Source organism: Vibrio chemaguriensis, assembly GCF_012275705.1.
Taxonomy (GTDB): domain Bacteria; phylum Pseudomonadota; class Gammaproteobacteria; order Enterobacterales; family Vibrionaceae; genus Vibrio; species Vibrio diabolicus.
Genome location: NZ_SHOE01000039.1, coordinates 1 through 23600 on the forward strand (window position 1 = coordinate 1; position 23600 = coordinate 23600).

Annotated in this window: 17 protein-coding genes and 1 pseudogene; 3 read left to right on the plus strand and 15 right to left on the minus strand. The window is 42.2% G+C overall.

The features are described 5' to 3' along the window. Nucleotides 1-95 precede the first annotated feature (95 nt). From EX191_RS21810 to EX191_RS21845, 8 genes and pseudogenes are all read right to left on the minus strand, one after another. Entirely contained in the window at nucleotides 96-497 is a 402-nt protein-coding gene (locus EX191_RS21810) for a hypothetical protein (RefSeq protein ID WP_182018664.1), read from the minus strand. Continuing rightward, the gene (locus tag EX191_RS21815; protein WP_193448473.1) at nucleotides 497-2554 is read right to left on the minus strand and encodes a VgrG-related protein; all 2058 of its coding nucleotides are present in this window, start codon (nucleotides 2552-2554) and stop codon (nucleotides 497-499) included. Before EX191_RS21815 ends, EX191_RS21810 begins: the two co-directional genes overlap by 1 nt. A gap of 989 nt (nucleotides 2555-3543) precedes the next feature. After that, a pseudogene (locus EX191_RS23180) lies at nucleotides 3544-4024 on the minus strand (DUF4150 domain-containing protein); the annotation flags it as partial. A 148-nt stretch (nucleotides 4025-4172) separates the two neighbouring features. Continuing rightward, nucleotides 4173-4964 (minus strand): type IVB secretion system protein IcmH/DotU, encoded by a 792-nt coding sequence (gene icmH / locus EX191_RS21825; protein ID WP_006741083.1) that lies wholly within the window; start codon nucleotides 4962-4964, stop codon nucleotides 4173-4175. Next, nucleotides 4961-6286, minus strand: coding sequence for a type VI secretion system baseplate subunit TssK (gene tssK / locus EX191_RS21830; protein WP_006741084.1), 1326 nt, complete (start codon nucleotides 6284-6286; stop codon nucleotides 4961-4963). Before tssK ends, icmH begins: the two co-directional genes overlap by 4 nt. An 11-nt stretch (nucleotides 6287-6297) precedes the next feature. Then, on the minus strand, nucleotides 6298-6798 hold the full coding sequence (tssJ, locus tag EX191_RS21835; protein WP_005392625.1) for a type VI secretion system lipoprotein TssJ: 501 nt from the start codon (nucleotides 6796-6798) through the stop codon (nucleotides 6298-6300). Then, nucleotides 6791-8290 (minus strand): type VI secretion system-associated FHA domain protein TagH, encoded by a 1500-nt coding sequence (tagH, locus tag EX191_RS21840; RefSeq protein WP_193448474.1) that lies wholly within the window; start codon nucleotides 8288-8290, stop codon nucleotides 6791-6793. Before tagH ends, tssJ begins: the two co-directional genes overlap by 8 nt. Before the next feature lie 9 nt (nucleotides 8291-8299). Next, nucleotides 8300-8899: a hypothetical protein gene (locus EX191_RS21845; protein WP_193448475.1), complete on the minus strand. Its 600-nt coding sequence runs from the start codon at nucleotides 8897-8899 to the stop codon at nucleotides 8300-8302. A gap of 538 nt (nucleotides 8900-9437) precedes the next feature. Between EX191_RS21845 and EX191_RS21850 the strand changes: the two genes are divergently transcribed. From EX191_RS21850 to EX191_RS21860, 3 genes are read left to right on the plus strand one after another with little or no spacing between them, the layout of a single operon-like run. After that, nucleotides 9438-10751: a type VI secretion system ImpA family N-terminal domain-containing protein gene (locus EX191_RS21850; RefSeq protein WP_085343945.1), complete on the plus strand. Its 1314-nt coding sequence runs from the start codon at nucleotides 9438-9440 to the stop codon at nucleotides 10749-10751. Nucleotides 10752-10778: 27 nt separating this feature from the next. Next, nucleotides 10779-14171, plus strand: coding sequence for a type VI secretion system membrane subunit TssM (tssM, locus tag EX191_RS21855; RefSeq protein WP_193448476.1), 3393 nt, complete (start codon nucleotides 10779-10781; stop codon nucleotides 14169-14171). A gap of 28 nt (nucleotides 14172-14199) precedes the next feature. Beyond that, nucleotides 14200-14652: an Lrp/AsnC family transcriptional regulator gene (locus EX191_RS21860; protein ID WP_005373369.1), complete on the plus strand. Its 453-nt coding sequence runs from the start codon at nucleotides 14200-14202 to the stop codon at nucleotides 14650-14652. Between the two features lie 54 nt (nucleotides 14653-14706). Here EX191_RS21860 and tssG read toward each other — a convergent pair whose 3' ends face one another. The 7 genes from tssG to EX191_RS21895 all read right to left on the minus strand — a co-directional run bounded on the left by tssG (nucleotide 14707) and on the right by EX191_RS21895 (nucleotide 23499). Continuing rightward, the gene (gene tssG / locus EX191_RS21865) at nucleotides 14707-15705 is read right to left on the minus strand and encodes a type VI secretion system baseplate subunit TssG (RefSeq protein ID WP_006741089.1); all 999 of its coding nucleotides are present in this window, start codon (nucleotides 15703-15705) and stop codon (nucleotides 14707-14709) included. After that, complete coding sequence (gene tssF / locus EX191_RS21870; RefSeq protein ID WP_134645535.1) at nucleotides 15702-17450, minus strand: type VI secretion system baseplate subunit TssF; 1749 nt, start codon at nucleotides 17448-17450, stop codon at nucleotides 15702-15704. Before tssF ends, tssG begins: the two co-directional genes overlap by 4 nt. A 10-nt stretch (nucleotides 17451-17460) precedes the next feature. Next, entirely contained in the window at nucleotides 17461-17871 is a 411-nt protein-coding gene (gene tssE, locus EX191_RS21875; RefSeq protein ID WP_005392634.1) for a type VI secretion system baseplate subunit TssE, read from the minus strand. A gap of 61 nt (nucleotides 17872-17932) precedes the next feature. Continuing rightward, the gene (gene tssC, locus EX191_RS21880; protein ID WP_005392635.1) at nucleotides 17933-19408 is read right to left on the minus strand and encodes a type VI secretion system contractile sheath large subunit; all 1476 of its coding nucleotides are present in this window, start codon (nucleotides 19406-19408) and stop codon (nucleotides 17933-17935) included. A gap of 8 nt (nucleotides 19409-19416) precedes the next feature. After that, a complete protein-coding gene (gene tssB, locus EX191_RS21885) occupies nucleotides 19417-19923 on the minus strand; it encodes a type VI secretion system contractile sheath small subunit (protein ID WP_006741091.1) in 507 nt (168 codons plus the stop codon). 26 nt (nucleotides 19924-19949) lie between these two features. Then, complete coding sequence (gene tssA, locus EX191_RS21890; protein WP_193448477.1) at nucleotides 19950-21512, minus strand: type VI secretion system protein TssA; 1563 nt, start codon at nucleotides 21510-21512, stop codon at nucleotides 19950-19952. Then, on the minus strand, nucleotides 21499-23499 hold the full coding sequence (locus tag EX191_RS21895; RefSeq protein ID WP_193448478.1) for a protein kinase domain-containing protein: 2001 nt from the start codon (nucleotides 23497-23499) through the stop codon (nucleotides 21499-21501). The genes tssA and EX191_RS21895 overlap by 14 nt, the downstream gene beginning before the upstream one ends. Nucleotides 23500-23600 lie beyond the last annotated feature (101 nt).

The window sequence follows — 23600 nt, forward strand, 5'->3', positions numbered from 1 at the left end:
AGCTTTTCGCTGAATTTTTACGGAATACTTTTTTATCCTTTGTAGTACCGCTTTTTTTTTTGAGATGTGTATAAGAGACAGCTTTGAAATAGATTTCACTCATCATAATTAAAACTAGTCAACTCTTCAGCATCAAGTACAAACTTTCTAATGTCAATAATTCGGTCAAGATAACACTGGCGTTGTAATAGTTGTCCCGCTTGACCACCTTGATAAATTTCAGCATAAATTGCACATGACTCAGAAGCGACTCTATACTCTTTTTCTACATTATTAGAAATAATCTTTAAAATTCTACCAATATCTGAATTGGTTTTATTAGTGTCAAAAACCTTATTGATCAATGACTGATTAAATTCAATTTCCTTGTCAATACAACTAAAAGCCTTATCAATAGAGCCTATGGAGTTATTCGTACACTGCTTGTAGCTATCAGTATAATCGCTAGCTATCGATGAAAATGAAAAAAGTAATACTAGTAAGCCAAGTAATTTCATTAATTTTCCTCTATAATTGCATTTTGGTCTAAAAGCGCCAAAAGTTTAATCTTCTCACTAAGAGCACGTTGTCTTAAACCACCCCACCATGTAGGGGAGCTCTTAAAAAGTAAGTGTGTTTTATCATGTTTATAGTTTTGAACAATCTCGATAATCTCTCTGCTAGAAAGCTCAGTACTTTTACCAACAGCTCTTGATATTAAAGATGTTCTTGCACCAAACTGGACGCTAGTTGACCATATCATGTCAAGTATTGCAGCTTCGTTAGTATCTTTGATAATACCTTCTGAGATAAGCTTATTATAAAGTGGGTCAAAATGTGTTTCTTTTATAAACTTGTGCTGTGCATTTCTAAAGCCAACCGCATCACTATTTGCTATACGCTTCCAAGTTTCATCAAACGCATCACTACCTACGGTCAACTCACCAAAATGGTCTCTATATTTAGAATTTTTTACAAAACGATGCACAACTTTAAGATTAGACGACAACTGGTAAACACCATATGATTTACCACCATGATCCCCTCTACCTGACGAAATAACCCCCGGGCCTCTTCCACCTGATTCATAAATTTCAGATGTTTTACCCAGTTGCACGACGAGTTTTGGAGACAGATTGAATAAGGAGAACAGCCAATAATGCCAAAGACTCTTATCACCGCTTAGTTGCAAATCACCTTGTAAATCTTGCATCCATGAGAACTTATCTGCTCTTTCCAGTTCGAATTGCGAGAAAAGATCAAAGCTATCCATCATTTGATCGCGCCATGGGGAGTTACGGTAGTCCTCTATAGTCACAAAACCAGCGGAGCACTTAATATCTAGAGCTTCCTTTGCGGTCTGATGGATTGATTCATAAAGACTTTGTGACGACTCTGTATGCCAATCTGTAGGATGTTTCACAATAAATCGCTCAAAGTGTTTACGCTTACCGTCTAAGTATACTTTGGCATCGCGAGCAGTGAACGAGGAGAAGTCCGTTACTTGATCTTCTGTCACAGATTCAAGTAATTGCTGAATAAACGAATTACTCATATCAACGGCACCGCTACTATCGGCCCCATCGAGAACAACAAGTGGATTTTCTTCCGCATTTTTGGGAGAAATCTGTTTTTTGAAAAATTCGGGCGGCTCCTCAAAAGAGAACATCTCGATATGCACACGATTATCTTCTTTCTTAGTTCCAATTGCATCGTTACTGTACTCATGCAGTCCCATGTAACCGATATCTTCCCCAGCTGAAACCTTTATCCCCTCTCTAAATAGGAGTGGGAGTAAAGAAACCACACTACCGTCCCTAATCATTGCCGCCTTGTCCGACATCCATTTAGGTTCTGAAACTGGTTCTGATAGGACAGCAGAGGAATCTTCTAAAATGTCAAAGTCACTCTTGAGACCCGAAGCAAACCAAACAATCTTGTTTAACAGTGCTTTTTCTCTACCACTTGCCGATTTACCATTCTCTACCACACGGCACTTTATCATTTTGTAGGTATTTTTGTCGATCTGGTATGGATGGGTCTCCTTCTCTTCTGCATACAGGTATTCAAGTAATGTTCCTTTAGACATCGACTGTTTTTTTTCACCAGAATTAGTAGGCACATCACTATGTTTGAAAGTGCGTACATTTCTCGCTTCTTGTAAACGGTAACGCGTGGTTATAGATGAATTGGCGCCAATATCTGAAGGTGGCGCAAGGTGCATATAAAGTGTATAGAACTTAAATACATCTTCATTATCTTCGGGGTTTACAGCCTCATGCTCGATAAGCACAAAGTTATTACTATACTTAAACTCTTGCTCTTGGTACGTTGATGTTAGGTAATCAGGATTTATGCGAAATGCCACTATTTTTCCATCAAGCATCGCTTGAATAGGTCTGAGCCCTTTCCCCCACGGTAACATTTTTGATGTTAAGTGAATGCCACTATGCCAACCGTACCCTTGTCCTATTAAATAACGACCGCTCTTAGCTTGATCAAACAATTTCGTAAAATCACTGAGCGTGTAGTAAGCTTCACCTTCTCGTTGCGCTATCGGAAAAACTGCATCCATGATTTAAATGTCCTAGTCAGAAAAGTTATCGTCAAAAGTGACAAATGATGGGCGGTTCAAGTTGTTTGACTTCGTGTACACCACCGCATTAACCCTACCTAAATTAGTAGCAAAGCTAGATTGGCTCGCTATGTTAACGGTACTCCCAAGGGCCATTGCCGATATAGAAATTAGGGTGTCATTTTTGGTTTCGAAAATTTGGCTAATGACGTCAGGAAGTGCTTGTTTGAAGTGGTTAAGTGCTTTTTTATAACCGTTTATACCCTCTTCAACAGAACTCAACGATCTTGCAGAAGCTTGGCTTTGTATGAAATCTAAACGACCGATGATTTCACTGTTTAGCTCATCGATGTATGAACAGATTTGATTGTTTATCAACGTCCATAAAACAAACTGCAAATACTTCACAGTATTCCCAGTCCCTAAAAAGCGAAGCTTCGCTAATAATTCATAGGGAGGCTCAAACACATCAGCTTGATATAAGACTCTCAATATATCGCCATTTTCGTGCACTTGCTCCAAGAGCAGTTCAACTAAAGGTTCATATTTCTCTAGCGCAGTAGTATCAGTTTGGATGTGATAAAGTGCCGAAACATAAGCATCAGAAAAATCTTTAGAGTGATTTTGACTAATCGCATAAGGAGACGATATACGGCTTTGCTCTAACACAATATCTTTAAAGTCATCATCACTGAAGGATGGGGACATCAATATGCCCCAGTCATTAGCAACCCCAACACGATCTTCCCAAAATGGCGAGCGGCGACCTGCGACAAACGTACAAAAATCATTCGGATCAGGGTAAGTTTCCGTAACAATATTTTCAGCTAAAGATTGGTTCGGGGTGTAAGAGTCTTGAGTTTCGCTGAGCACTAACCTGCATTCTTTTAGAGCGAGACCATTAACAGATGCTTTTCCGCTAGAGCCCAGCACTCCACTCCCAATGACAGCACCTGAAGGTTCGACTAAAGAAAATTGTGCATTAGAGTAAGGGAGCCCATTTGGATATTTGCATTCTATATCCAGCGTATACGTCCCTTCCTGCTCTTCAGTCACAGAAACCGATGGGTTTTGTGCGCCACCCAAACACATAGTGTTAGCTTTATTCATGGTCATTTGATCGGACAGGCGACATACGCCCTTACCTTCAAATTTAACCGTTGGTGAGGCTGAAATGAATTTTGCTTCGGCTTCTATCGTGCCTGAGGCAACGCCTTTTCTGTCACCGCCCGCATCGCCAGTACTTTTTGAGAACGTACTGCCCTTGATAGCGACACTGTTACCGCCATCCATAGAGACTGTCGTAGTCCCACCAGCAAGGTCTGCTGATTTAGCATTGTTGCCATAAGGGATAGGAACGACTGGCTTGCCGACCTTAGTTAAACAAACATCTGGGAGCGTTGCATTCGCTTCACCACCTGAGCCTTTATGAACTATCGAAAGTCCATTCGCACCAACTGTTACGCCCATAACCAATCCATTTGAATTTTATTGATTGAATGATAAAAGAGATCGCACATTGCAATCTCTCTAAATGACTAGTGAATTTCACTAAAAGACCAGTGATATTCACAGCAAACCTTAAAACTGGCAGAAGATCTCATTTTTAGATTTCTGGTTATCTATACACTTCAAGTAGTTGCTGGAATTTTAAGTCTATGACGATGTAGGTTGCCGCATACATAAGCGCAAACGTAATCGCACTAAGACTCAAGATCAGCTTGGGTGAAATTACCCTTTTTAACGGCTTCTTTAGGTATTTAGCTTTAAGGTTGATTAAAGAAACTTTTTCTTGTTCTGCTAGGCGGTCATCTCGCACTAATCGATAAATGGTGCTGCCAATTTCCGCTAACTTTTCGTTACCACGCTCTTCACGGCCGTACTTGCCTTGGAAACCAAGTTGAAGCAATAAATAGAGAAACTCTATAACGTGACGGTATTTGCGAGGGTCGGCTTTTAAGCGGTCGAGAATAACGAAAAACTTGTCACCACCAGATGTTTCGTTATGGAATTCAGACAGTAAGCTGTTCTGGCTCCAGTGACTATTTGCCCCCCATTCTTGCCGACAAACAGATTCATCAATCGCCGCACACAAGCAGTAACGAATAACAAGAACCGAAGCACGATCGAGCTCCATTTCATTAAGTTTTCGTTCACCTTTTCGAATCTCACGTGCCACTTGTTCACGAAATGGCATCGGGTCATCAAGCCAAGGGATCGAAGACATACAAGACAGACTGGCGATCAACCATGAGAATTGATCCACCAGCGGGTTAATACCCATGTTGTCGATAGATAGATCTTGTACTGCGATGTTTCTCGATAAGTCAGGCGCTGGCATTACCTCCATTGGTTTGCCAGGCTCTGGTTGGAATAAGACTACGGTGACGTCTGTTTCTGCGTAACTCATAGACGAACGGCCCAAAGTTGCAATGATAAGTTAGCGAAATCGCCCGCAACGTGAATCGCAATCGCAGCAGTGTTCTTCAATGCCATCCACTCTTCACCCGTTTTATCGAGCTCGAAATAGGTATAGCCAGCGTGATACGGCAGCGCGCGTGGCACAACTGGCATTGGTTTGATCTCAATCCCTGGCAGTTGAAGGTTAATCAAGTCGCGAATGTTATCGATTGAACCGATCTTCGTTTGGCTGACAAACTGGGTATGCAGGACATCCAAGGTAACGTCGGCTTTAACTGCAAGAATAAAGGTCGTCGTATCAATGATCTTATTGTCAGGGATCGCTGCCGTTCTGATGCCATAGTTCTGATCTTTTAAGGTCAGTGGAATTGCTCTTTGTTCAGACATCACGCTCAATGTCATTTTCGCACTGTCTAGGACGCGAGAAAGACAGCTAGTAAGATCACCATGATTGTACTTAGTAAACTCAATAGGTCGGCGTGTCGTTGAACACAGCGTCGAAAGTTCACCCTCTGCCTGAAGAAGAATTCGATACAAAGACTCAGGGTGTACAGCTTCTGTGTTTGCAAAATGCCAAAACAAGGGTTCGTATCTATTGAGCGCTTGCAATAGCATAAAGTCAGAAACTGATGATACGCCTTGTTGATCCACCACTCCCAGTCGCTGAACTATGGATTCTGCGCGGTGCTTCAGCATAGAAGCAAACTCCGTCGCGAACTTATTAAGTACCGTAGATGCGTGAATATCAATACAGGTAGGAATGAAACTATCATCTAAGATCACGCTGCCATCTGGCTTCACTTCCGAGATCTTGAGGATCGGAATAGACGTGTAAGCACTTTTATCTTCATGGTCGTACATTAAGCAAAAGTTAAGCTTACCGACGACGATATTTGCCATGTCTTCCGAATCATAACAAGCATCAACCGCTTCTTGAGATTCCATCGTATAACGTGCACCGTCTTTTTTAGTGCCAAATAACTCAGAACGTTCCGATGGTAACGGACAGCACAAATAAACCACTTTATCGGCAATCGAAGGATCCACATCTTTCACTTCTGGTAGTTCAGCGAGCAGTGGAAGCTCAAATGGCGTGCGGTCCTGTAGGATGCCTTCTGCACGCGTAATACCAATTTTACCGAGGGCTAGCAGTTGTGAATTTATTTCCAAACGCTTAATCCCCCAATGTAAAGGAGATGCGTTGTTGCTCAACATGCTCGACAGTTTACTTTGCGAACGATCGAGTTGTTGAAAATGCTGCGGCTTCATGAACATTCCATCTTGCCAAACAACTGGATTGTATAAAGACATGTTTCTATCCCTTAAAAGTAAACCTGTTCAATGCCGCGAGTATTATCAGAAATTAACTCACTGCCTTCTAACTTGAGCTTGATGTAGTACTCGCTCTTCTCTTCAATGACTTCAACTTTACGCCATGACGAACCATCAATATCACGAAAGGCCACAGAAAAACCGACGGCACGAGTGTCAGGGTCTAGCGTTAGCATTTCATGAACTTTTCCACCTGGCTGTATTTGATATTCATAACGTTTGATGTACTCATCACCCAACGACGCTTTATCGTTTTCAAACAGCGCAAAAAAATCTAAGCTTCGGAATAAAACTGGCGAATTTAATTCGTGAAGGCGGAGAATGACCGGAGATGACTGCCCCCCATCTCTCACATTGAGTACAGGTGACGCCTCAATAACCAATTCAATGGACGAAGTTTCTGGTGTGATACCCGTGGACTCTTTAAATTGATCCCACATGGAACAACCGGACAACATGGCAAATCCGAGTAATACGGCGATACTACGCATGGTTTCCCTTAATCACTTTGTTATAGCTTTTCTTAATCAGCCCTTTTAAGGATGTTTCGTTGAGCAGGCGACGATTATTAGAGTAGAAATCTAAATATTCGCCCCACAGTTTTGACTTCGTTGAGAACAAAGATTGACTCGCCACTTTGTTAGCAAATGCAACGGGATCGTTCGTCTCTGATTGTTCTAAAATGAGCTCATTCAGCGCTTTGTTAAACATGACTTGGTGGTCATTCAACTCATCAAGCATTTGTTCTACCAGTTCATTTGGAGCCAGTAGATGTTGGCTATTGAGAGTCAGCATCAGCTCTGCAATGTTAGAGTTAGAGTTAGACTCACTCGTACTCTGCTCTTCTTTCAAGGACTCTACTTCGTGTAATTCTTTCTGCAGGTTATCAATACATAAGCGCAAACAAGTGCCCATTTGTTTGAACAACTGAGCTTCATTCGTCATTAGCTCAGGATTTCTAATACCCAAACCATCAAAGAACGCTTGTGCTATATCTTGAGAACAGGCGATTGCTTCGATACCCGCTTGCTCTTTAGTCGTACTGTTTATCGTAGGTTCTGCAGCAGGCATTTGAAGTTGCGGATTAGTTTGAGAAGAAGGAGTAAATGACTGTGTCATCTCTTCCCATTTTGAGCCCGTAGCAGTATGTTCGACGATCGTCTCGGTGGAGTTAGGTGCATGATGTTGTCTTTGAACTGCCCTATCTAGAATCGTCGTTTGGGGTTGAACCGTCTCTTCTGAGACAATATCTTCTCTATATGGCGTACCGTTCTCTACCCCTAACGAACCCTTTATTGATGCGTTACTCTTGGTCTCAGTAGCCATCCAATCTTCAGGGATGAGGCTTGGCTGATCGAACTCGGAGTATATGCTGAAACTGTCATCGACCACCTGACGTGTGCTTTCCACCGTTTTAGGCTGTTCAGGTTCTGGATGCTCATCGTCACGAATTAAATGATCATCATCTCGCTGCATTGAAAAGTTAAGGTGCGCAACAGGATCATGACAATCAATGTCATCCTGTTTAGTCTCCATAAACAAATCTTCTAAAGCGCCTACTTTTTCTTCTTCTTCGACAACTGCGTCTCCGAGGCTAACCAAAGGATCATTGGATACTCGCTCAGGGGCTATATCAGCGGCAATGTCTTGTGTCGAGGAAACATGCTCCAGAGAAACGCCAATTTCATATTGTCCTAAAGAAATAATATCGCCATCGACTATCGCAACAGGTTGATTTTTGAGTATTTTGTTTCCGTTAACCATAGTGCCATTAGTGGATACGTCACTAATATAGTAGGTATCTCCATACACACTGATCAGGCAATGAGTGCCTGATATAAAGCGGTTGTGATCGGTTAAAGACACACTACAACTTGGTGAACGCCCTATTGAACCACCACTCTCGGGCATTTCAATGTGCTTGACACCTGTGTATTCCTCTGGGCATTTAGAAATAAATAGAACTAGCTGATTTGAGTGCATCTATATACCTCAAAATAGCATAGAAACAGACAGTTCAAGCCCACCTATCCCATCATTGATAACTGGGAGAATATAAGAGGCTTGAGGAATGATTTGTATATGAGCATCTGGGTTACTACCTAGCTTAATGACTGTACCAACGGCAATAACTGCACCCAGCTCGAACTGATCGATGTCCTCGACACTCTTATAGCGGTAACCTTCTGGGTCAACTTGCCAACGGTTTGAATATTGTGAGTAACCTGCAGATAAACCAGCACCTACGTACGGTGTGAAAACGCTCCAAGAAGCCAGCGCATATTGCGGTACAACACGAAGTTCATAGTTAGTTACTTCTTGATATAGACCGTTAGCTGGCGCTTCGATATCTTCTGCTAGGTAGTTAAGCCCTAACCACCAGCGCCAACGGTTATTATTTTCATCAATAGGGCGAGAATGAACCAAGCCAAACCTTAGAGTGTCTTGTTCACCACTGTTACCTTCTTCGTAATTAATGCTATCGATAGTCAACATACTGGCAGAGAGTCCATAACGCTCTCCCTTTGCGACTGCAAAAGAAGAAAATAGACACATGGCTGAAATCAGCCCGATTTGACTTGGTTTTAGCATTTCGTCCCTCTAGGAAAACCGATATTCTACTTAGAGGCGAAAGATATCAATTATATTCTCTTTTTCAATAAGCCTAAAAAAACACCTATAACTTAATACATTTCAACTACAGGGTTGGTTATTTTACCTACAAACAAAAACTAATGGACCGAACTGAGTTAAAGCAATGAGCCTGTAAACCTATTTAATTAAATAAAAATTAAGAAGGCTCTATCACCAATTTAAGAGGGCTAATTTAAAGAACACAGACGAACAAAAAACAGACAAAATTAACAATTTAATCACATTTATTAACTCAAAAGATCGACTTCGTCATATATAAGGCTCTCCTTAAAAACAAATCGAACTATTGACATTAATATTATGAACAAAGATCACACTAAGGATAATTTAATTTATTTTTTAAGTGTTTTTATTATCTAAACAACTTCTTTTATCTATAGAATCACTTCGGTAATGCACTGCTTACAATTTAATATAACAGCAGTGGAGTCCTATATACCTTAATACTTCTATATGATCAGTTGGAATTTGCCTTATGTTTTTTAGCGACTTCGCTCGAAGACCAATCGATGAAAATAACCCAAGCGGCTCTAACCCTAATGGCTCTGAAGACTTTGACGAAATAAAACGTCAAATAAATAATCTTAATAAAGTCACCGGAAGAGTCTCTTGGAAAACGGTTCAAACACTCTCAAAAAAAATCTTGAGCACTCACGCAAAAGACTTACGTTGTTGCTGCTACTTCACGGTCGCATCAACATATAACGATGGTCTAAGAGGCCTTGTTGAAGGGTTAAATTCATTGCTTGATGTGTGTGTCGTCTATTGGAACACCGCATACCCTGAACATTCAAAGTCAAAAGCACGAATGAGCGCAATTGAGTGGATGGTGGAGCATACTGAAAAACGTATTAATAAGCACCGTGCGTTGCCGGAAGAACTTCCACTGATTGAAGCTGCGCACCAGTTGTGTTTAAGAATAGAGGAAGAGCTTCGCCTTCATTACGGTATTCAAGCGCCTTCATTTGGTCGCATTCGTCGTATCTTAAATCAATGGGCTGAACAGATAAAAGAACAACAACATGCCATAGAGTTACGCGAGAAAAAACAAGCAAATACTAACGCTTCAGCTTCCGCACAGGCAACACCTGAAATTAAAGTGAATGTATCTCCCTCTCCTGCCCCGGACTCGCCATCCCCCCTAAATAACAGTGAAAAAACGAACCCAACAAAGTCCGGCCGATTTATGATCTACTTCATCATTGGCTTGATTGTTACGGCGATATGTTCACATTTTGTATACGAACAACAACGCTATCGAACGCTGGAGCAAAAAATTAGTCAAGCTTCACTTAATGAACTTGTAAAGTTGGTCGCCTCGTTAGATTACGAAAATAAAAAATATGCCCAGTCACTGAAAACACCAACTATTAATCGCGTAGATATTATGATGAATAACTGGTTTTTAGACTCGGCCAAAGTAAGTAACGTCAGCGAGCTCGATAGCTTGACCAATGAATTAATCGCAATCTATCCAGATTCATCTTCTGCCCAGCAGTTACGTCAAAACTTTTTGACACAGAGCGCTCATTTAGAAGACCAGTTTATGGATGTGTATAAGCGATTCTCAGACGCAAGAACGGTGTTTGCCAACGTAGCTAGACAGAATGTAGATAAGAACTCTAAAACGGCGTACGAATATAGTAACTCACTATTCCCGCTTCTAGGTCGTATTGAATACGCTGAAAAGTATTCACAGCAAAAGGAAATTGACCGCGCAACCCTTTTACTGAACATCTACCTATATAAATTGAGTCAGCTACAAGCTGAAAAAACTGACAATAAATAACAATACAATTAAAGAAGTTTTAGGCTTATGTTCAAACAAAAACTGTTTAGAAATCCAGTTGTGATTTCTACTATATTAACGCTTTTAGTGGCGATAACCATTACCGCTATTTATCTTCTTTTTCTAAAAGATGCAGATAAACTGTATCTTTGGCTGAGCCTTGGTGTTATCGCCATTTTCTACATCACTTTTCAATTCACACTATGGTTGAAAAAAAAGAACAGCGCTAAAGCTCAAAATTTGGAAACTGAGGAAGAAGCTCTTTCTATGGTTATCCAACCTCTTCTTGCTAACTCAAGCAAGAAACCAATTTATCTGATGCTTGGTAATAAAGGGTCAGGGCGACGTCAATTTTTATTTAATTCTAGTGCAATTAAACCAATGGATCGCACGAGAACCGCTAAGAATGATTTTTTTGAATGGTACGAATCTGACAGCGCTGTATACATCAAACCTGACCAACGCTTAGTGTTTCAAGAAATATCAAGCAGTGATGCTTCTTTATGGAATACATTCATCGAAGAAGTGATTCGCCACCGACCTAGAAAACCATTTTCTGGCTGTTTATTCTTTATCGACTTCGAGTTCATGATCGTCTCTGAGCCAGAACAAAAAGAGTACACTATTTCGTCGTTATTGGAGCGCTTGAGCACTATCAACTCTAAAACGTCGTCAGCATTACCAATTTATCTAATTATGTCGAAGCTAGACAAGTTAGATGGATTTAAAGAATACATGCACTTTAGCTCTCTTAAGACACGTGTAGAGTTCCTTTCTATCCCACTGAAAGAGGCCAAAGGTGTTTTTTCAGAATACTATCGTGATAGTTACCGAAATCTAGTTAAAGTGCTTGAAAGTAACGCGCTAGATGCATCAGCTAACTCAACAGATATCGACGAGAAACAGGCAATTCTCGCTTTCCCTAAGCAGTTTGAGCTATGTCAGTCTGAAGTCAGCTATGTTCTAGAGCGTCTGTGTGATGTTAACAACGGTGTTTATTCGCTAGATATCCGTGAAATTTTCTTTAGCTCAAGTTTACAAGGCGGTCGTAAATACAATTTACTAGCAAAAAGTTGTAGTAACTACTTCAACTTACCAATTATCGCCTCTGAGCATACCCAGTTGACGGAAACACCGTATTTTTCTCGCTTTCTGATTGATTCGCAAATATTGCCTGAAAGCGATTTTGCGGGAGAAAACAAGACGTATCTTCGTCTAATTCAGAGACAAAGCCGTTTAGCCATACTCGGCTCCATTATTCTGCTTGCTGGCGGTGGTTACTTTTTTGCAACTACGTTAGACAGTAATTTACATGTGATGAATCAACTACTAAGTATTGATGACAAATCACAAGCAGAGCACGATGCAAGATTTAGTGAGCTTTTAGAAAATGCAACCAAAGCGATAGAACCGTCTTATGGGGCATGGCTTAAAGGTTCTAAGGCTTTAGATGAGGAAATATTACCACTCAATATTAGCCGTTTGGATCAAAGCACTCGCATTGCCTACGAAGCGTTACTTAAGGAAGTCGCTCAGCAGCTAATACCTCTGATTGAGAAAGGTTACCGCCTACAATTGGCACAAAATCAAAACGCTTTCACGCGCGCTTTACCTCTATTGAAGGGGTATTTAATGCTTAACGATCCATCTAAGCGTGATATCCGTTTTTTACGTCATCAAACACTCCAAATGATGAGTGATTTGAGTAACCAAAGTGACGTCGTTGATCAGGCCATGCGCTACTTAGACGCCTACTTTCGCACACAATTTGCTCCAATCGATATCAACATGGATCTTGTTCGTGCAACACGTCGCTCATTACTTGCAAATTCGAATGTCGACCTCGTGTATGCAGGCATTTTAAACGAAGCAAGCTCTATTGATTTAGGAACATTAGATCTGCAACGAGCCGTCGGTTTTGAGTTTAGCAATGTATTTAATACGCCAATCGATAGCGAACGCTTAATCGTCGATAAGATCTATACCTCCACTGGTTTCAGCACCTTTTATCGACCACGCGTGGACTTAATGTCACAACGAGTAATCAGCGACAACTGGGTTCTAGGTCTATCGCAACATGTCATCCCTACCAACGAAGAGCAAGAAGCCTTTAAAGAAGAAGTGCGAAAAAAATATACTGATGACTACATCAATAACTGGCGTAATGCGCTGAGTGAGCTCAAAGTCCAAAACTATGACAACGTTGGTGACCTGACCAACGCGATAGACTTAATCTCTGGGCCTTCTTCACCAATGACAACGGTATTGAAGCAGGTCTATGCCAACACACAATTTTCACCCGTTGGCGAAAAAAGCGCTCTAATTTCAAAACTGGACCCGAAACTCGCGGCAGCAGCAGATTCTGCATCAGATGCCGTAGAAGAAGTGGTAAAGCCTGATTACTTGCTAATGCAACGTGTTGAGCAAGCCTTTCACCTATTAAACCAGCTTCAAGTGAGTGAGACACCAAACTCCCCTACTCCTTGGGATGAGACCGTTGCAGCGTTGAGTCGTGTTCGCACCTACATGAAAGACATCGCCGACGCGCCAGATCCACAAATGGCGGCGCTAGCAGCAGCACAGCATCGAATGAACAGTACTGAGGCGGACCCATTAATCAAACTTAAACAGATTGCACAAAAATCACCAGAACCCGTTCGCAGCTGGTTACTAGATGTAGTTCAGCAAAGCTGGTCAGTAATGATTACAGAGTCTGCAAAAGGCATTCAAACTCAGTGGTACAGTGAAGTTTATACCAAATTTAAAGAGATTGGATTGGGGAAATATCCATTTGACCTAACAGCGACCGAGGAAATCTCAATTGAAGATTTCGAATTGCTATTTGCTTCAGGTGGCTTGTTAGACACATTTATTCAGAAAAACTTTGCACCGTTCTACGATACGAACTTGTGGACGCCAAAGCAGGTAGATGGTGAGACGATGCCAATCTCTCCAGCTCTGCTAGTGCAACTACGCAACTATAATGTCATTCGAGATACATTAATTAATAAAAGCACCAACCGAGTTCATATTCCGTTTAGTGCAAGAGTACTCGACCTTGACTCTAGTGCAATTAGAGCCAGTTTAAAAATTGCAGATACCAATATGAGTTACTACCACGGTCCAAGCCGAATTCGTGAAATGGCCTGGCCACCGCAAAATGGTGACTTCAATATTAGTATCACGCTCCAGGATGTAACAGACGAAGGTAGACAGCACGTTTTAAATAAGAGTGGTCAATGGGCGATATACAGATTGCTAGGTGACTCGACCTTGACAAACACTCATAACGGCAGCTTTGTCAGTGACATAAAAGTGTCAGGGAGGGACTTAAGCTTACGCATCACTCCATTGACGCAGAAAAACCCATTCACTCTTGCTGAGCTATATAACTTTACGCTCCCAGAGTCGATTAAATAACAATATAAAAACAAAATAGGCAGAACACATGATTTCAAACATGACTTTACAAGGTTTAGATAAATTAGATCGAAAAATACTTTCAAGTCTATTGTCAAACGGGCGTGAGTCTATTGCGAATCTATCTCGAAACATTGGTTTGTCTCGTACAGCAGTAGCAGAAAGGATTAATCGTTTAGAAAAGACCGGTATTATCAAAGGCTATACCGCACAGATTCGTGTAGAAAATGAAGGGCGAAAAGCCGCAAGCTATCTATTGATATCTTGTGAAAAGGGTAAGAAAAATGATGTAACAAATGCGCTTAAAGAAATCCCTGAGGTTCGCTTAACAAGCGTTGTTGGTGGCAACTTTGATATTATTGCCCTAATTGAAGCGCCCGATCTGCAGTCTATTCATCATCTTTGTAACGAAATTGAGTCATTTAACGGGATTCAAAGGCTTGATACTACCGTCGTACTTCACCAGCCGATCAGTCGTTAAGCTTTTCTGACCTTTTTGATGACAACATAAAAAGCCGCTCGTAGAGCGGCTTTCTTATATGCTTCCGATGACTCGGATTTTGGCATCTTTATCACTTGGGTTACCTAACCAGAATGTTTGTCCTAAGTGGTTCCCTTCCCCATTACCTAGCTTATTCTCTGGAATACTATCTAAGTTAACTGTCAACTTTAAGTCCCACGACATCGGGTCACGCAAAATGAAACGCATCAGGCCAACCAGTGTTTTGTGTAACTCACCATCGTAGGAAAACTGCTTAAATGTTTCAAAATCGATGCTGTCGATGCAGAGATTAAATTTGCCGTTTAAGTCCGCAATGCTTTGTCCTAAGTGCAAATTTTGCCCTAATATGCAATTAGCACGGTTGAGTTTATTCCGTTGGCTTTCTGCTATTTCTACGCGGCGATATACCCACTCTTCAATGCGCACGCTAGGCAACGAGAAGTAATGCGAAACAATACCGGAAATCAGCTTCGGCGAACGCGTACGCGTAGAAAGTTGGTTTACATAAGACAGTATTTTCGCTCGATCTAACTCTGCGACCTTACTATCTTGCATTACGCTAGATAGGCCTGCCAAGTGCAGAATACGTCCAGAGAAGGCATCACTTGCCCCGCTTTGGTACTGCACGTGATATCGGTATTTCTTCCAAACCCGATACAACAAACTGGTGTACCGATTATGGAAAAAATCAAAGAAATCTTTTACCGGATTGTCTTCAGGATCTCGCCCTGCCAGTTTCTCAGTATAAGAAGCAGGAAGTGGTGAGCTTGAACCATGCAAGCCAAGAAAGTTAGTTTCGACTCTAGAATACTGCTGGCCATTTCTCTCCATATGAGCAATAAAGTCCATATCGCTCTTTGGAAAAGATAAGTTTGGCGAAACGCTGAACTCAATACGTTCTTGGTGGAAGTACTTGTTCTCACCGACGGCGACAAAGTTAGAGTTCGGCTCTAGTTGATAATGCTTCTCTAGCAGCAAGACTGCTTGATAGAAACTAAACTCATTCGACTTATCAGAAAGTGTATTAATCATAGTATCGTCTGCTGTCCGATAAGACTTGCCCAGTTATAAACCTCGCCTGTCGCTTCATCAAACACTTCCAGTTCGGTAAAGGAGTTCACACTCGAGTACAAACGGATGAATTCGTTAAGCACCGTCGCCATCAAGAACATGTCGCCTTCATTGACAAAAAATTGGGAATTGGTGACCAACTTAAACTGATTGCCGCGTACCGAAACGCCACGAAACACACGGTCGATTGGTTTCATTTCCGAAGAGATAACCCCATCAAGTCGATGAATGGATGCGCGGTGCGCTTGTCTGTCAACACGAGAGTGGAAATCATAGGTAGAGAGAAGCACTTTAAGTACATCAATATTTGCCAGCGATAAGTAGTTGAGTGACATATTCGCAATTAACTGCCACTGAAGCTCACCATTCACTTGTGGACTGACCGATTGAGTGGGCTTGGTAATATTCCTAAACGTCGCATAGGTCGGTGATTTATGAGTCGCGTAAGTGATGTCCCCCACAGACAAACGTTCCGCCAAATCTGCATTACTACATTGCAGTTTCATGAGTACCGTTTCTGTCCCCAGTTCCGCAATGTCCCCATTATGAGTATGAAATGATATGTAGCGTTCAAGGCCTCTACCGCTTACACGCTCAGCGACTTTAGATTTGTAGAACTCGCGCTTATCTCGTTGGTTAATTTGATGCTCAAATGATTCAAATTCAATCAGAGACTTTCGACGACGCTCGTCTTTACTCCAGCTTTCCACTTGCTCAATGGAATAGACTTCGTAATGCTCCTGAGTGTTGCTTTGCGGACGTACCTTGTACTCGTTACGTCGGTGCTCTAAACGAATTGGATCGCCATCTTTTTCAAATAAATTAACGGCAGGCGTACAGTGCAATTTCAAGTGCTTATCTTTAAGCACCACTTCTGACGGTAATGCACGCTTAAAGTGGAATTTGATTTTGACCGTGCTACGTTGTGGAATGCCTTTTAGCCACTCTAAGCCTTTAATGTCGAAGAACATGAACTTATCTGGCAAAGAGAAGAATTCTTGCAGCAAACGGTAGCCTGCAAATGAATTTTTGCTGTAAGGCAGGAGCGCTTCGTCCTCTTCATGCCCAACTGGCTTAACGTATTCTGGCCCTAAGCGATGTTTGTAACCACCACCAACATCTAATTCGACATAATCTAGGTAACGGAACAGCCATAAAAAGACAGTTCGAGTAATATGAATCTCGCCATGCAGGTGTAATCGCAGCGTGTCTAAACCGATCCGAGACAGTTCAAGACCATGCTCCGTCGATAAAGTCACATCAATCATCGAACTGGTGCGGCTGTTGGTCTGTTCGATGTTAGTGATCGTAATTGGGTATAGATTGACGTCGTAACAAGTACGGAACAAACATTGCGTGCCCTCTACCTGTTCACTCGCCATTTCTGCGCCACGTTTCACCACGGTTTTCTCAGTAACACTTCCGGTATGCGGTTTTAGTTCGCTAATGCACAAAGACGGAATCGAACGCATGTAATGTGGCCACAGCAAAGTCATCAGAGATTGCGTCAGCTCAGGCAGTTCATCATCAATCTTCTCGCGGATTCGACCTGTCAGAAAGGCAAAACCTTCGAGCAGTCGTTCGACATCTGGGTCAAAGGTTCCCTCAGAGAGAAAGTGAGTTAACTTTGGATGATATTTGGCAAACTCACTACCCGACTCACGCAAATACGTGAGTTCATCTTGAAAGTATTTACTGTTACTCAAGTGGCACCTACTAAACGTTAAATTGGCCGTCGGTTCCCATGTAGACGTCTATCGACATTGGGACTTTACCGCCGTTATGGGAAACTTCGCCGCGAATACCAAAGCCGAGTTGTAGCGGGTTATGGTGATCTTCACGGTAATTAACCTCGACATTCAACAGTCGCGGTTCAAAGCGTTCTATGGTTGACGTGATGTTTTTTTGAATGTGGCGAACTAGGTTCGTGTTGTTAGAAAGTACGTCATTAAAATCTGGTAAACCATACTCATTGTCGATCATTGCATTCCCAGAATGGGTATTCAGCAAGTCTGCGAGATGAGAATGAATAGATTCAATCAAATGCTTGTGAGAAACGACTTTCTCGTAACAGTTTTTGGGCTCACCAAGCTCAATCCGCTCTAAAAGGCGATAACCTTTTTCCATCTTCACTCCTACGAAAAAAGCAGCCAGTCTTTACTGGCTGCTTTATGGTTTCAGCAATGGGTTATTGGTCTAACTTACCAACTAGAGACAAGTCGAAGCTTGCACCCATGTACTTGAAGTGAGGACGTACAGACATTGATACTTTGTACCAACCTGGGTCGCCTTCTACGTCTGATACTTCAACCTTAGCAGCACGTAGTGGACGACGACCACGGACTTCTGCTGGCGGGTTTTCCTGGTCAGAAACGTATTGACGAATCCACTTGTTCAGTTCAATTTCTAGGTCTGAACGCTCTTTCCACGAACCGATTTGCTCACGCTGTAGCACTTTGATGTAGTGTGCTAGACGGTTGATGATGAACATGTAAGGAAGCTGAGTACCTAGCTTGTAGTTCATCTCTGCTTGTTTGCCTTCTGGCGTGTTCGCAAACACTTTCGGTTTTTGAACAGAGTTTGCAGAGAAGAACGCCGCGTTGTCAGAACCTTTACGCATGGTTAGCGCAATGAAGCCTTCTTCTGCTAGCTCGTACTCGCGACGGTCAGAAACCAGGATCTCAGTTGGGATCTTAGTTTCGATTTGACCCATGGCTTCAAAGTTGTAAACCGGTAAGTCATGCACAGTACCACCGCTTTGAGGACCAATGATGTTTGGACACCAACGGTACTTAGCGAAAGATTCACTAATTTTTGATGCCATCGCGTACGCAGAGTTACCCCATAGGTAGTTGTCATGGCTGTCTGTTACTTGCTCATCGTAGTCAAACGCCTTAATTGGGTTATCTTCTACTGAGTAAGGTGTACGTAACATGAAACGCGAAGTACACAAACCTAAGTAACGCGCATCTTCGTGTTCACGTAGACTACGCCATTTAGTGTATTGTGGGCCTTCAAATACTGACTTAAGATCTTTTAGATTCGGTAGCTCTTCATAGCTATCTAGACCAAAGAACTTCGCAGACGCCGATGTAATAAATGGAGCATGAGACATTGCACCCACGTTTGCCATGTACTCCATCAGTTTGATGTCTGGAGACGAAGCCGACATATCGTAGTCACAAATGACTGCGCCAACAGGTTTACCACCAAATTGGCCATATTCACGCGTATAGATTTGTTTGTACAAACCAGACTTCACCACTTCTGGTGCGTCTTCGAAGTCATCAAGAACTTCATCTTTCTTTGCAGAGATCAATTCAATTTGAATGTTCTCACGGAAGTCAGTGTGGTCAACCAGGTACTTAAGGCCACGCCACGTTGATTCAATCGCTTGAACTTCTTCGTTGTGAAGAATTGCATCAACTTGCTTAGACAGTTTTTGGTCAATTTCTGAGATCATCAGATCAACTAAAGACTGATCCACTTTCTCTGTGTTCGAGCTGCTTAGTAGCTCACTGATGAATGCTTCTACGCCGCGTTTTGCAACATCAAAACCTTCATCACTTGGCTTTAAACGAGTTTCGTTAAGAATGCTATCCAGAAGTGAGCCTGATTCAACTAAGGCTGCTTCTTGTTCTGGCGCTTGTGCTTCTGCAGACATGATATCCCTTACTCTTCTTTCGCTTCTTGGTCGTTACCAATGCTTAGTTCATCCAACAGTTTCTTTCTCGCGTCTTCATCTTGAAGTACTGATGCGATCTTCTTGCGGAATGCAGGAACATTACCTAGAGGGCCTTTCAGCGCCACCAAGGCTTCGCGAAGTTCAAGCAGGCTGTTTAGTTCAGGCACGCTTTTCGCGATCGCTTCTGGAGAGAAGTCCTTCATGTTTTGGAACGTTAGATCAACACCGATTTGGCCGCCTTCTTCATCAGAAAGACGGTTTTCAACGTTCACTTTAACGTTTGGAGACATGCCTTCTAGCACTTCGTTAAAGTTGTCTTTATCGATATTGATTGGAGTGCGTTCTTCAATTGGCGTCTCATCTGCACGTGCAGTAAAGTCGCCAACCACCATCATGCTTAGCGGCAGTTCTACGTCTTCTTGCGTATCGCCAGTTGCTGGAACATAACGGATATTAATTCGCTCTTTAGGAGCCACCGAGCCGTCACGTGACATAATTCGTTCCTTATCTAACTCTTTAATTAGTCATAAATTGCTTTCCACTCTTCATACTTCTCAGGTAAAAGATCCTTACTTCTGAATAACTGATGGAGTGTTTTTCGAATCAGGTCTTCTAACTGCGACGATAAGTGGGGTTCCCAGCTCGCGAGATTAAACGCATTTTGTACTTCCCACCCCTTCTCAAGATACGGCAAACACAACGGGTATAATCCAACAGACTGGTAAGCTGCTATCAATTGTAAATACAGCATGAACTGTCCACGCCCTGAGCCATCCAGCTCAAGCTTGCGGGCAAGTTCTGCGGCATATTCCCCTAGATTTTCTAGAGTGATATCCTCCACCAGCAATGAATCTTCTTCAGCGATCACAACCGTCTGTACGACAGTTTGTGCTGCCGATGAAGTAGCATCTTGAGTAGACAACCAACTCAATGTTGCTTCATCTGCAAATGGTATAGAATTCTTAAAAGAGAGGCGTTCGATGCCCTCCAGTGACTCAACAAACCGCTTTACTTCTTGTTTCACGGCAAGTGCTGCGTCATCAAAACCTAAGTTAGTAAGCATCAAATACACGAAATGGTGGCCTGTGAGCCAAAATGGCGCGTCAGTTAGCGTGCGCTCCAAACGTTTAATCGTGTCGATGTCACTTTCCTGATTGGCTTTGTCGCGGTATTCCGCTTGTTGATCGGACGATACCGCCAAGCTCAATGGCGTTTGATCGTTTTGGTGGTCAGGTAGACCATCAATGTCATCCCAAGTCAGATGACGATAAATTCGGTAAGCCAGCGGATCACTTGGGTTCGCATGAAGCATGACTTCCGCAACCTTCTTCAAGGTTCGCTTAGAAGCCGTCGGCGAAGAGAAGTCCGTATCGACATCGACTTCTTTTACTACGGCTTTCTTAACTGGCGCAGGTTTAGGGGCCGGCGGAACCGTCTTCACTGGTGTGGTTTGAACATCGTTCTGTGCTGGCGTTTCTACCGCAGCTGGTGCAGGTGCCGCTTGTTCGATGTTTGCGACTGACTCATCGCTCTGGTCATCGGCCGCTGCTTGTTGAGATAAAACATTGAGCTGCGTGCGAATCTCAAAGAAGTCAGCTTCGGAATCTTGGTAAACATCGTCGTACTGACGCTGCACTTCTTCAATAGTCGAAATGCAACCTGAAACTAATTCCCAAGATTGAGCACTGTCCGCAAGTTTAGTGCTCATCAATTTAAATTGATGGTTCAACCACTCCACCGCACCGTCTCTACCGCGTTTCCGTGATGGGTAAAGATCACTACCGAAGCAAGCTAACGCCTCATTAAGCAGTTTCAGACCTTGCTCAAAACCTTTGAGCCCAGATTCCTCGGCAAGCGCTCGTACTAAATAGCAAAGTGCTTTTAAATCTTTACTATGATGCTCGAGCACTTCCATCGCATTGGTTTTTACTACATTCCAGTCGACCGTTTCGCCAAATAGAGAGCCGAACTTTTTTACCTCGGCTTCCATCATTTCATAGCAAAACTCGTAACGAGCATCGTTACCCGCAGGAGATTCATCAGAAATCGGTTTAAGAAGGTGATCAGTATCAATGTTGGACAAAATTCGCATCTCCTTCAGTCAAGTAGTCTCTCAATGCACGAGCTACAGCAATGGCACCATTTGCAGGCTTAGAAAACTGATGACTCTGATTAATCGCATCCGACGCCATGCTATCTAGAATTTTTGTGATTTCTGTAAATTTTCTTGGCGCATTTCGTTCTAAATCAGCAAGGGACTCATGCAATTTCTGTTTGTCGAAAATGGATTGCTCCATCACCGTACTAAACAAAATAAATTCGCTTCTTGCGATGATTAAGTCTGTTATTTTTTTTTCTAGTTCTGGCGTATTACCGAAGTAGTCTTTGGCTAATTCAGCTTCTTCAATCGCTTTGGTATAAAAGTGCGCTTCTGCATGTTTATCAATGGAGTCATTAATATTTTCCATTACTCTCTTTGGTAAGATTTGGCTATAGAAATATGCCTGTGACTGGTTTAATAACCATGCTTCTTTCACTTCTTCTTCTGCGAGCTTAGCCTCACCGCTTAAAATTAAGCGAGCAATCTGCTTATCTCGACTGCCAGCTATGGCAGATACTTTCATGGAATCGATAGAAGCGACATTTAACCCAGACATCACTTTAGTCAGTGTTTCGTCCGCATAGGGAAACAATGCACCATCACGAACGAGTTCCTCTCGCAACGTGACAAGCTCCTTACGTAAATCCACTAATGTCTGTGGTAGTCCATCAGCTAAAGCTTGGTAAGACTTCAACTGAGTCTGTTTTTCATTATATAAACCCGAAAGGCTTAGTTGCTGAACTCGATACGCTTCTCGGTAGGCTTCAGTCGTATCAACGCTCTGCTCAATTTTTGCTAATACTTCTTTGATTTTCCATGGCGGCTCAGCCAAAAAAGAAGCAGTATCTGTGGGCGTGATTGTGTGACTTAAAGGTGTCGTTTCTTTGGCAAAAACAGCATCCAATGCATCCGAATTTTGCTGATACAAATAACTTCCTGTCATTGCCACCACACTCAACACTAAACTCGCCTCCAATAGTTTGAAGCGTCCGTACGCTGTTTTATCATTCGACTTACAGTGTGTAAGCAGAAGATCCGCATTACGCAAGCTACTGAAAATTGGTGCGTTAGAATTTGAGTTAATTGATTGCGTATCGATTCGCGCTAACTGTTGAGCAAAAGAAATAGCGGTATAGCCATGCCCTCTTGGTTTATTGATGACTTGTTTCAGCAACTTCCAAATATGAGCCGGGATCAATGCAGGACGTTTTCGGTCTTTTAATTGCTTATTCCAAGTATCACCAAATATTGAACCCAAAAATAAATGTCCAGCGAGCAAAGCAAGGGAGTAAACATCATCTTGCGGTTCCGCGATGCCAGTTTCGATATAAAGAGGTGAAGCGTAGTTCAAGCTTGCTTCTGCGTAAGGTTCCGTTTCTCCAATATAACGAGCAGCACCGAAATCGATGAGTTTAACGTAATCGCCTTCACTCACTAGCACGTTGGATGGCTTAATATCAAGATGGCAGATGCCTCTTGTGTGCATAAACTCTAAGGCACCAGCGAGTTGATATACCAACCAAGCGATATGGTCGTGGCGGAAACCTTTAGAAGAGTGACGCTCCATCTTTTCTGCCAGTGATTCACCTTGGATCCACTCGTACATCAAATATGGGCGTTCAAATTCGTTGCCGATTTTTATGAAGTTAGCCACGCTAGGATGTTGGGAAAGCTCTAATCGACTCGCTTCGTTAACCAACATTTTACTCGCAAATTCTGGCGAGTCATCATTGATAACTTTGCAACAGATCTGCTTTTCTGGCTGCCCTTTTTTTGCGAGATGATAAACGGTTGTTTTACCATTTTTAGAGGGAAGCTTGTCTAATACATCAAATTGTGAAAAAAGCACGTACTCAAGCTTTGGCTTATTTTTTTCTGCTAGCCTTTGCTCATTCAGTTTCTTTTTCTCAATAGCTTTCACAACCAACTGATCGATATATCCTTTGGCTGTACTCTGATTATTAGACACTTAGTACTCTTTCATAGAATAAATACTGTCTCTTATACACATCTGAAAAAAAAAAAAAAAAAAAAATAAAACACTACAACTCATCAATGCAAGCGACACTA

Coding starts and splice junctions, on each gene's coding strand:
- EX191_RS21810 (WP_182018664.1), bottom strand. CDS start 497: ATGAAATTACTTGGCTTACTAGTATTACTTTTTTCATTTTCATCGATA.
- EX191_RS21815 (WP_193448473.1), bottom strand. CDS start 2,554: ATGGATGCAGTTTTTCCGATAGCGCAACGAGAAGGTGAAGCTTACTAC.
- icmH (WP_006741083.1), bottom strand. CDS start 4,964: ATGAGTTACGCAGAAACAGACGTCACCGTAGTCTTATTCCAACCAGAG.
- tssK (WP_006741084.1), bottom strand. CDS start 6,286: ATGTCTTTATACAATCCAGTTGTTTGGCAAGATGGAATGTTCATGAAG.
- tssJ (WP_005392625.1), bottom strand. CDS start 6,798: ATGCGTAGTATCGCCGTATTACTCGGATTTGCCATGTTGTCCGGTTGT.
- tagH (WP_193448474.1), bottom strand. CDS start 8,290: ATGCACTCAAATCAGCTAGTTCTATTTATTTCTAAATGCCCAGAGGAA.
- EX191_RS21845 (WP_193448475.1), bottom strand. CDS start 8,899: ATGCTAAAACCAAGTCAAATCGGGCTGATTTCAGCCATGTGTCTATTT.
- EX191_RS21850 (WP_085343945.1), top strand. CDS start 9,438: ATGTTTTTTAGCGACTTCGCTCGAAGACCAATCGATGAAAATAACCCA.
- tssM (WP_193448476.1), top strand. CDS start 10,779: ATGTTCAAACAAAAACTGTTTAGAAATCCAGTTGTGATTTCTACTATA.
- EX191_RS21860 (WP_005373369.1), top strand. CDS start 14,200: ATGATTTCAAACATGACTTTACAAGGTTTAGATAAATTAGATCGAAAA.
- tssG (WP_006741089.1), bottom strand. CDS start 15,705: ATGATTAATACACTTTCTGATAAGTCGAATGAGTTTAGTTTCTATCAA.
- tssE (WP_005392634.1), bottom strand. CDS start 17,871: ATGGAAAAAGGTTATCGCCTTTTAGAGCGGATTGAGCTTGGTGAGCCC.
- tssC (WP_005392635.1), bottom strand. CDS start 19,408: ATGTCTGCAGAAGCACAAGCGCCAGAACAAGAAGCAGCCTTAGTTGAA.
- tssB (WP_006741091.1), bottom strand. CDS start 19,923: ATGTCACGTGACGGCTCGGTGGCTCCTAAAGAGCGAATTAATATCCGT.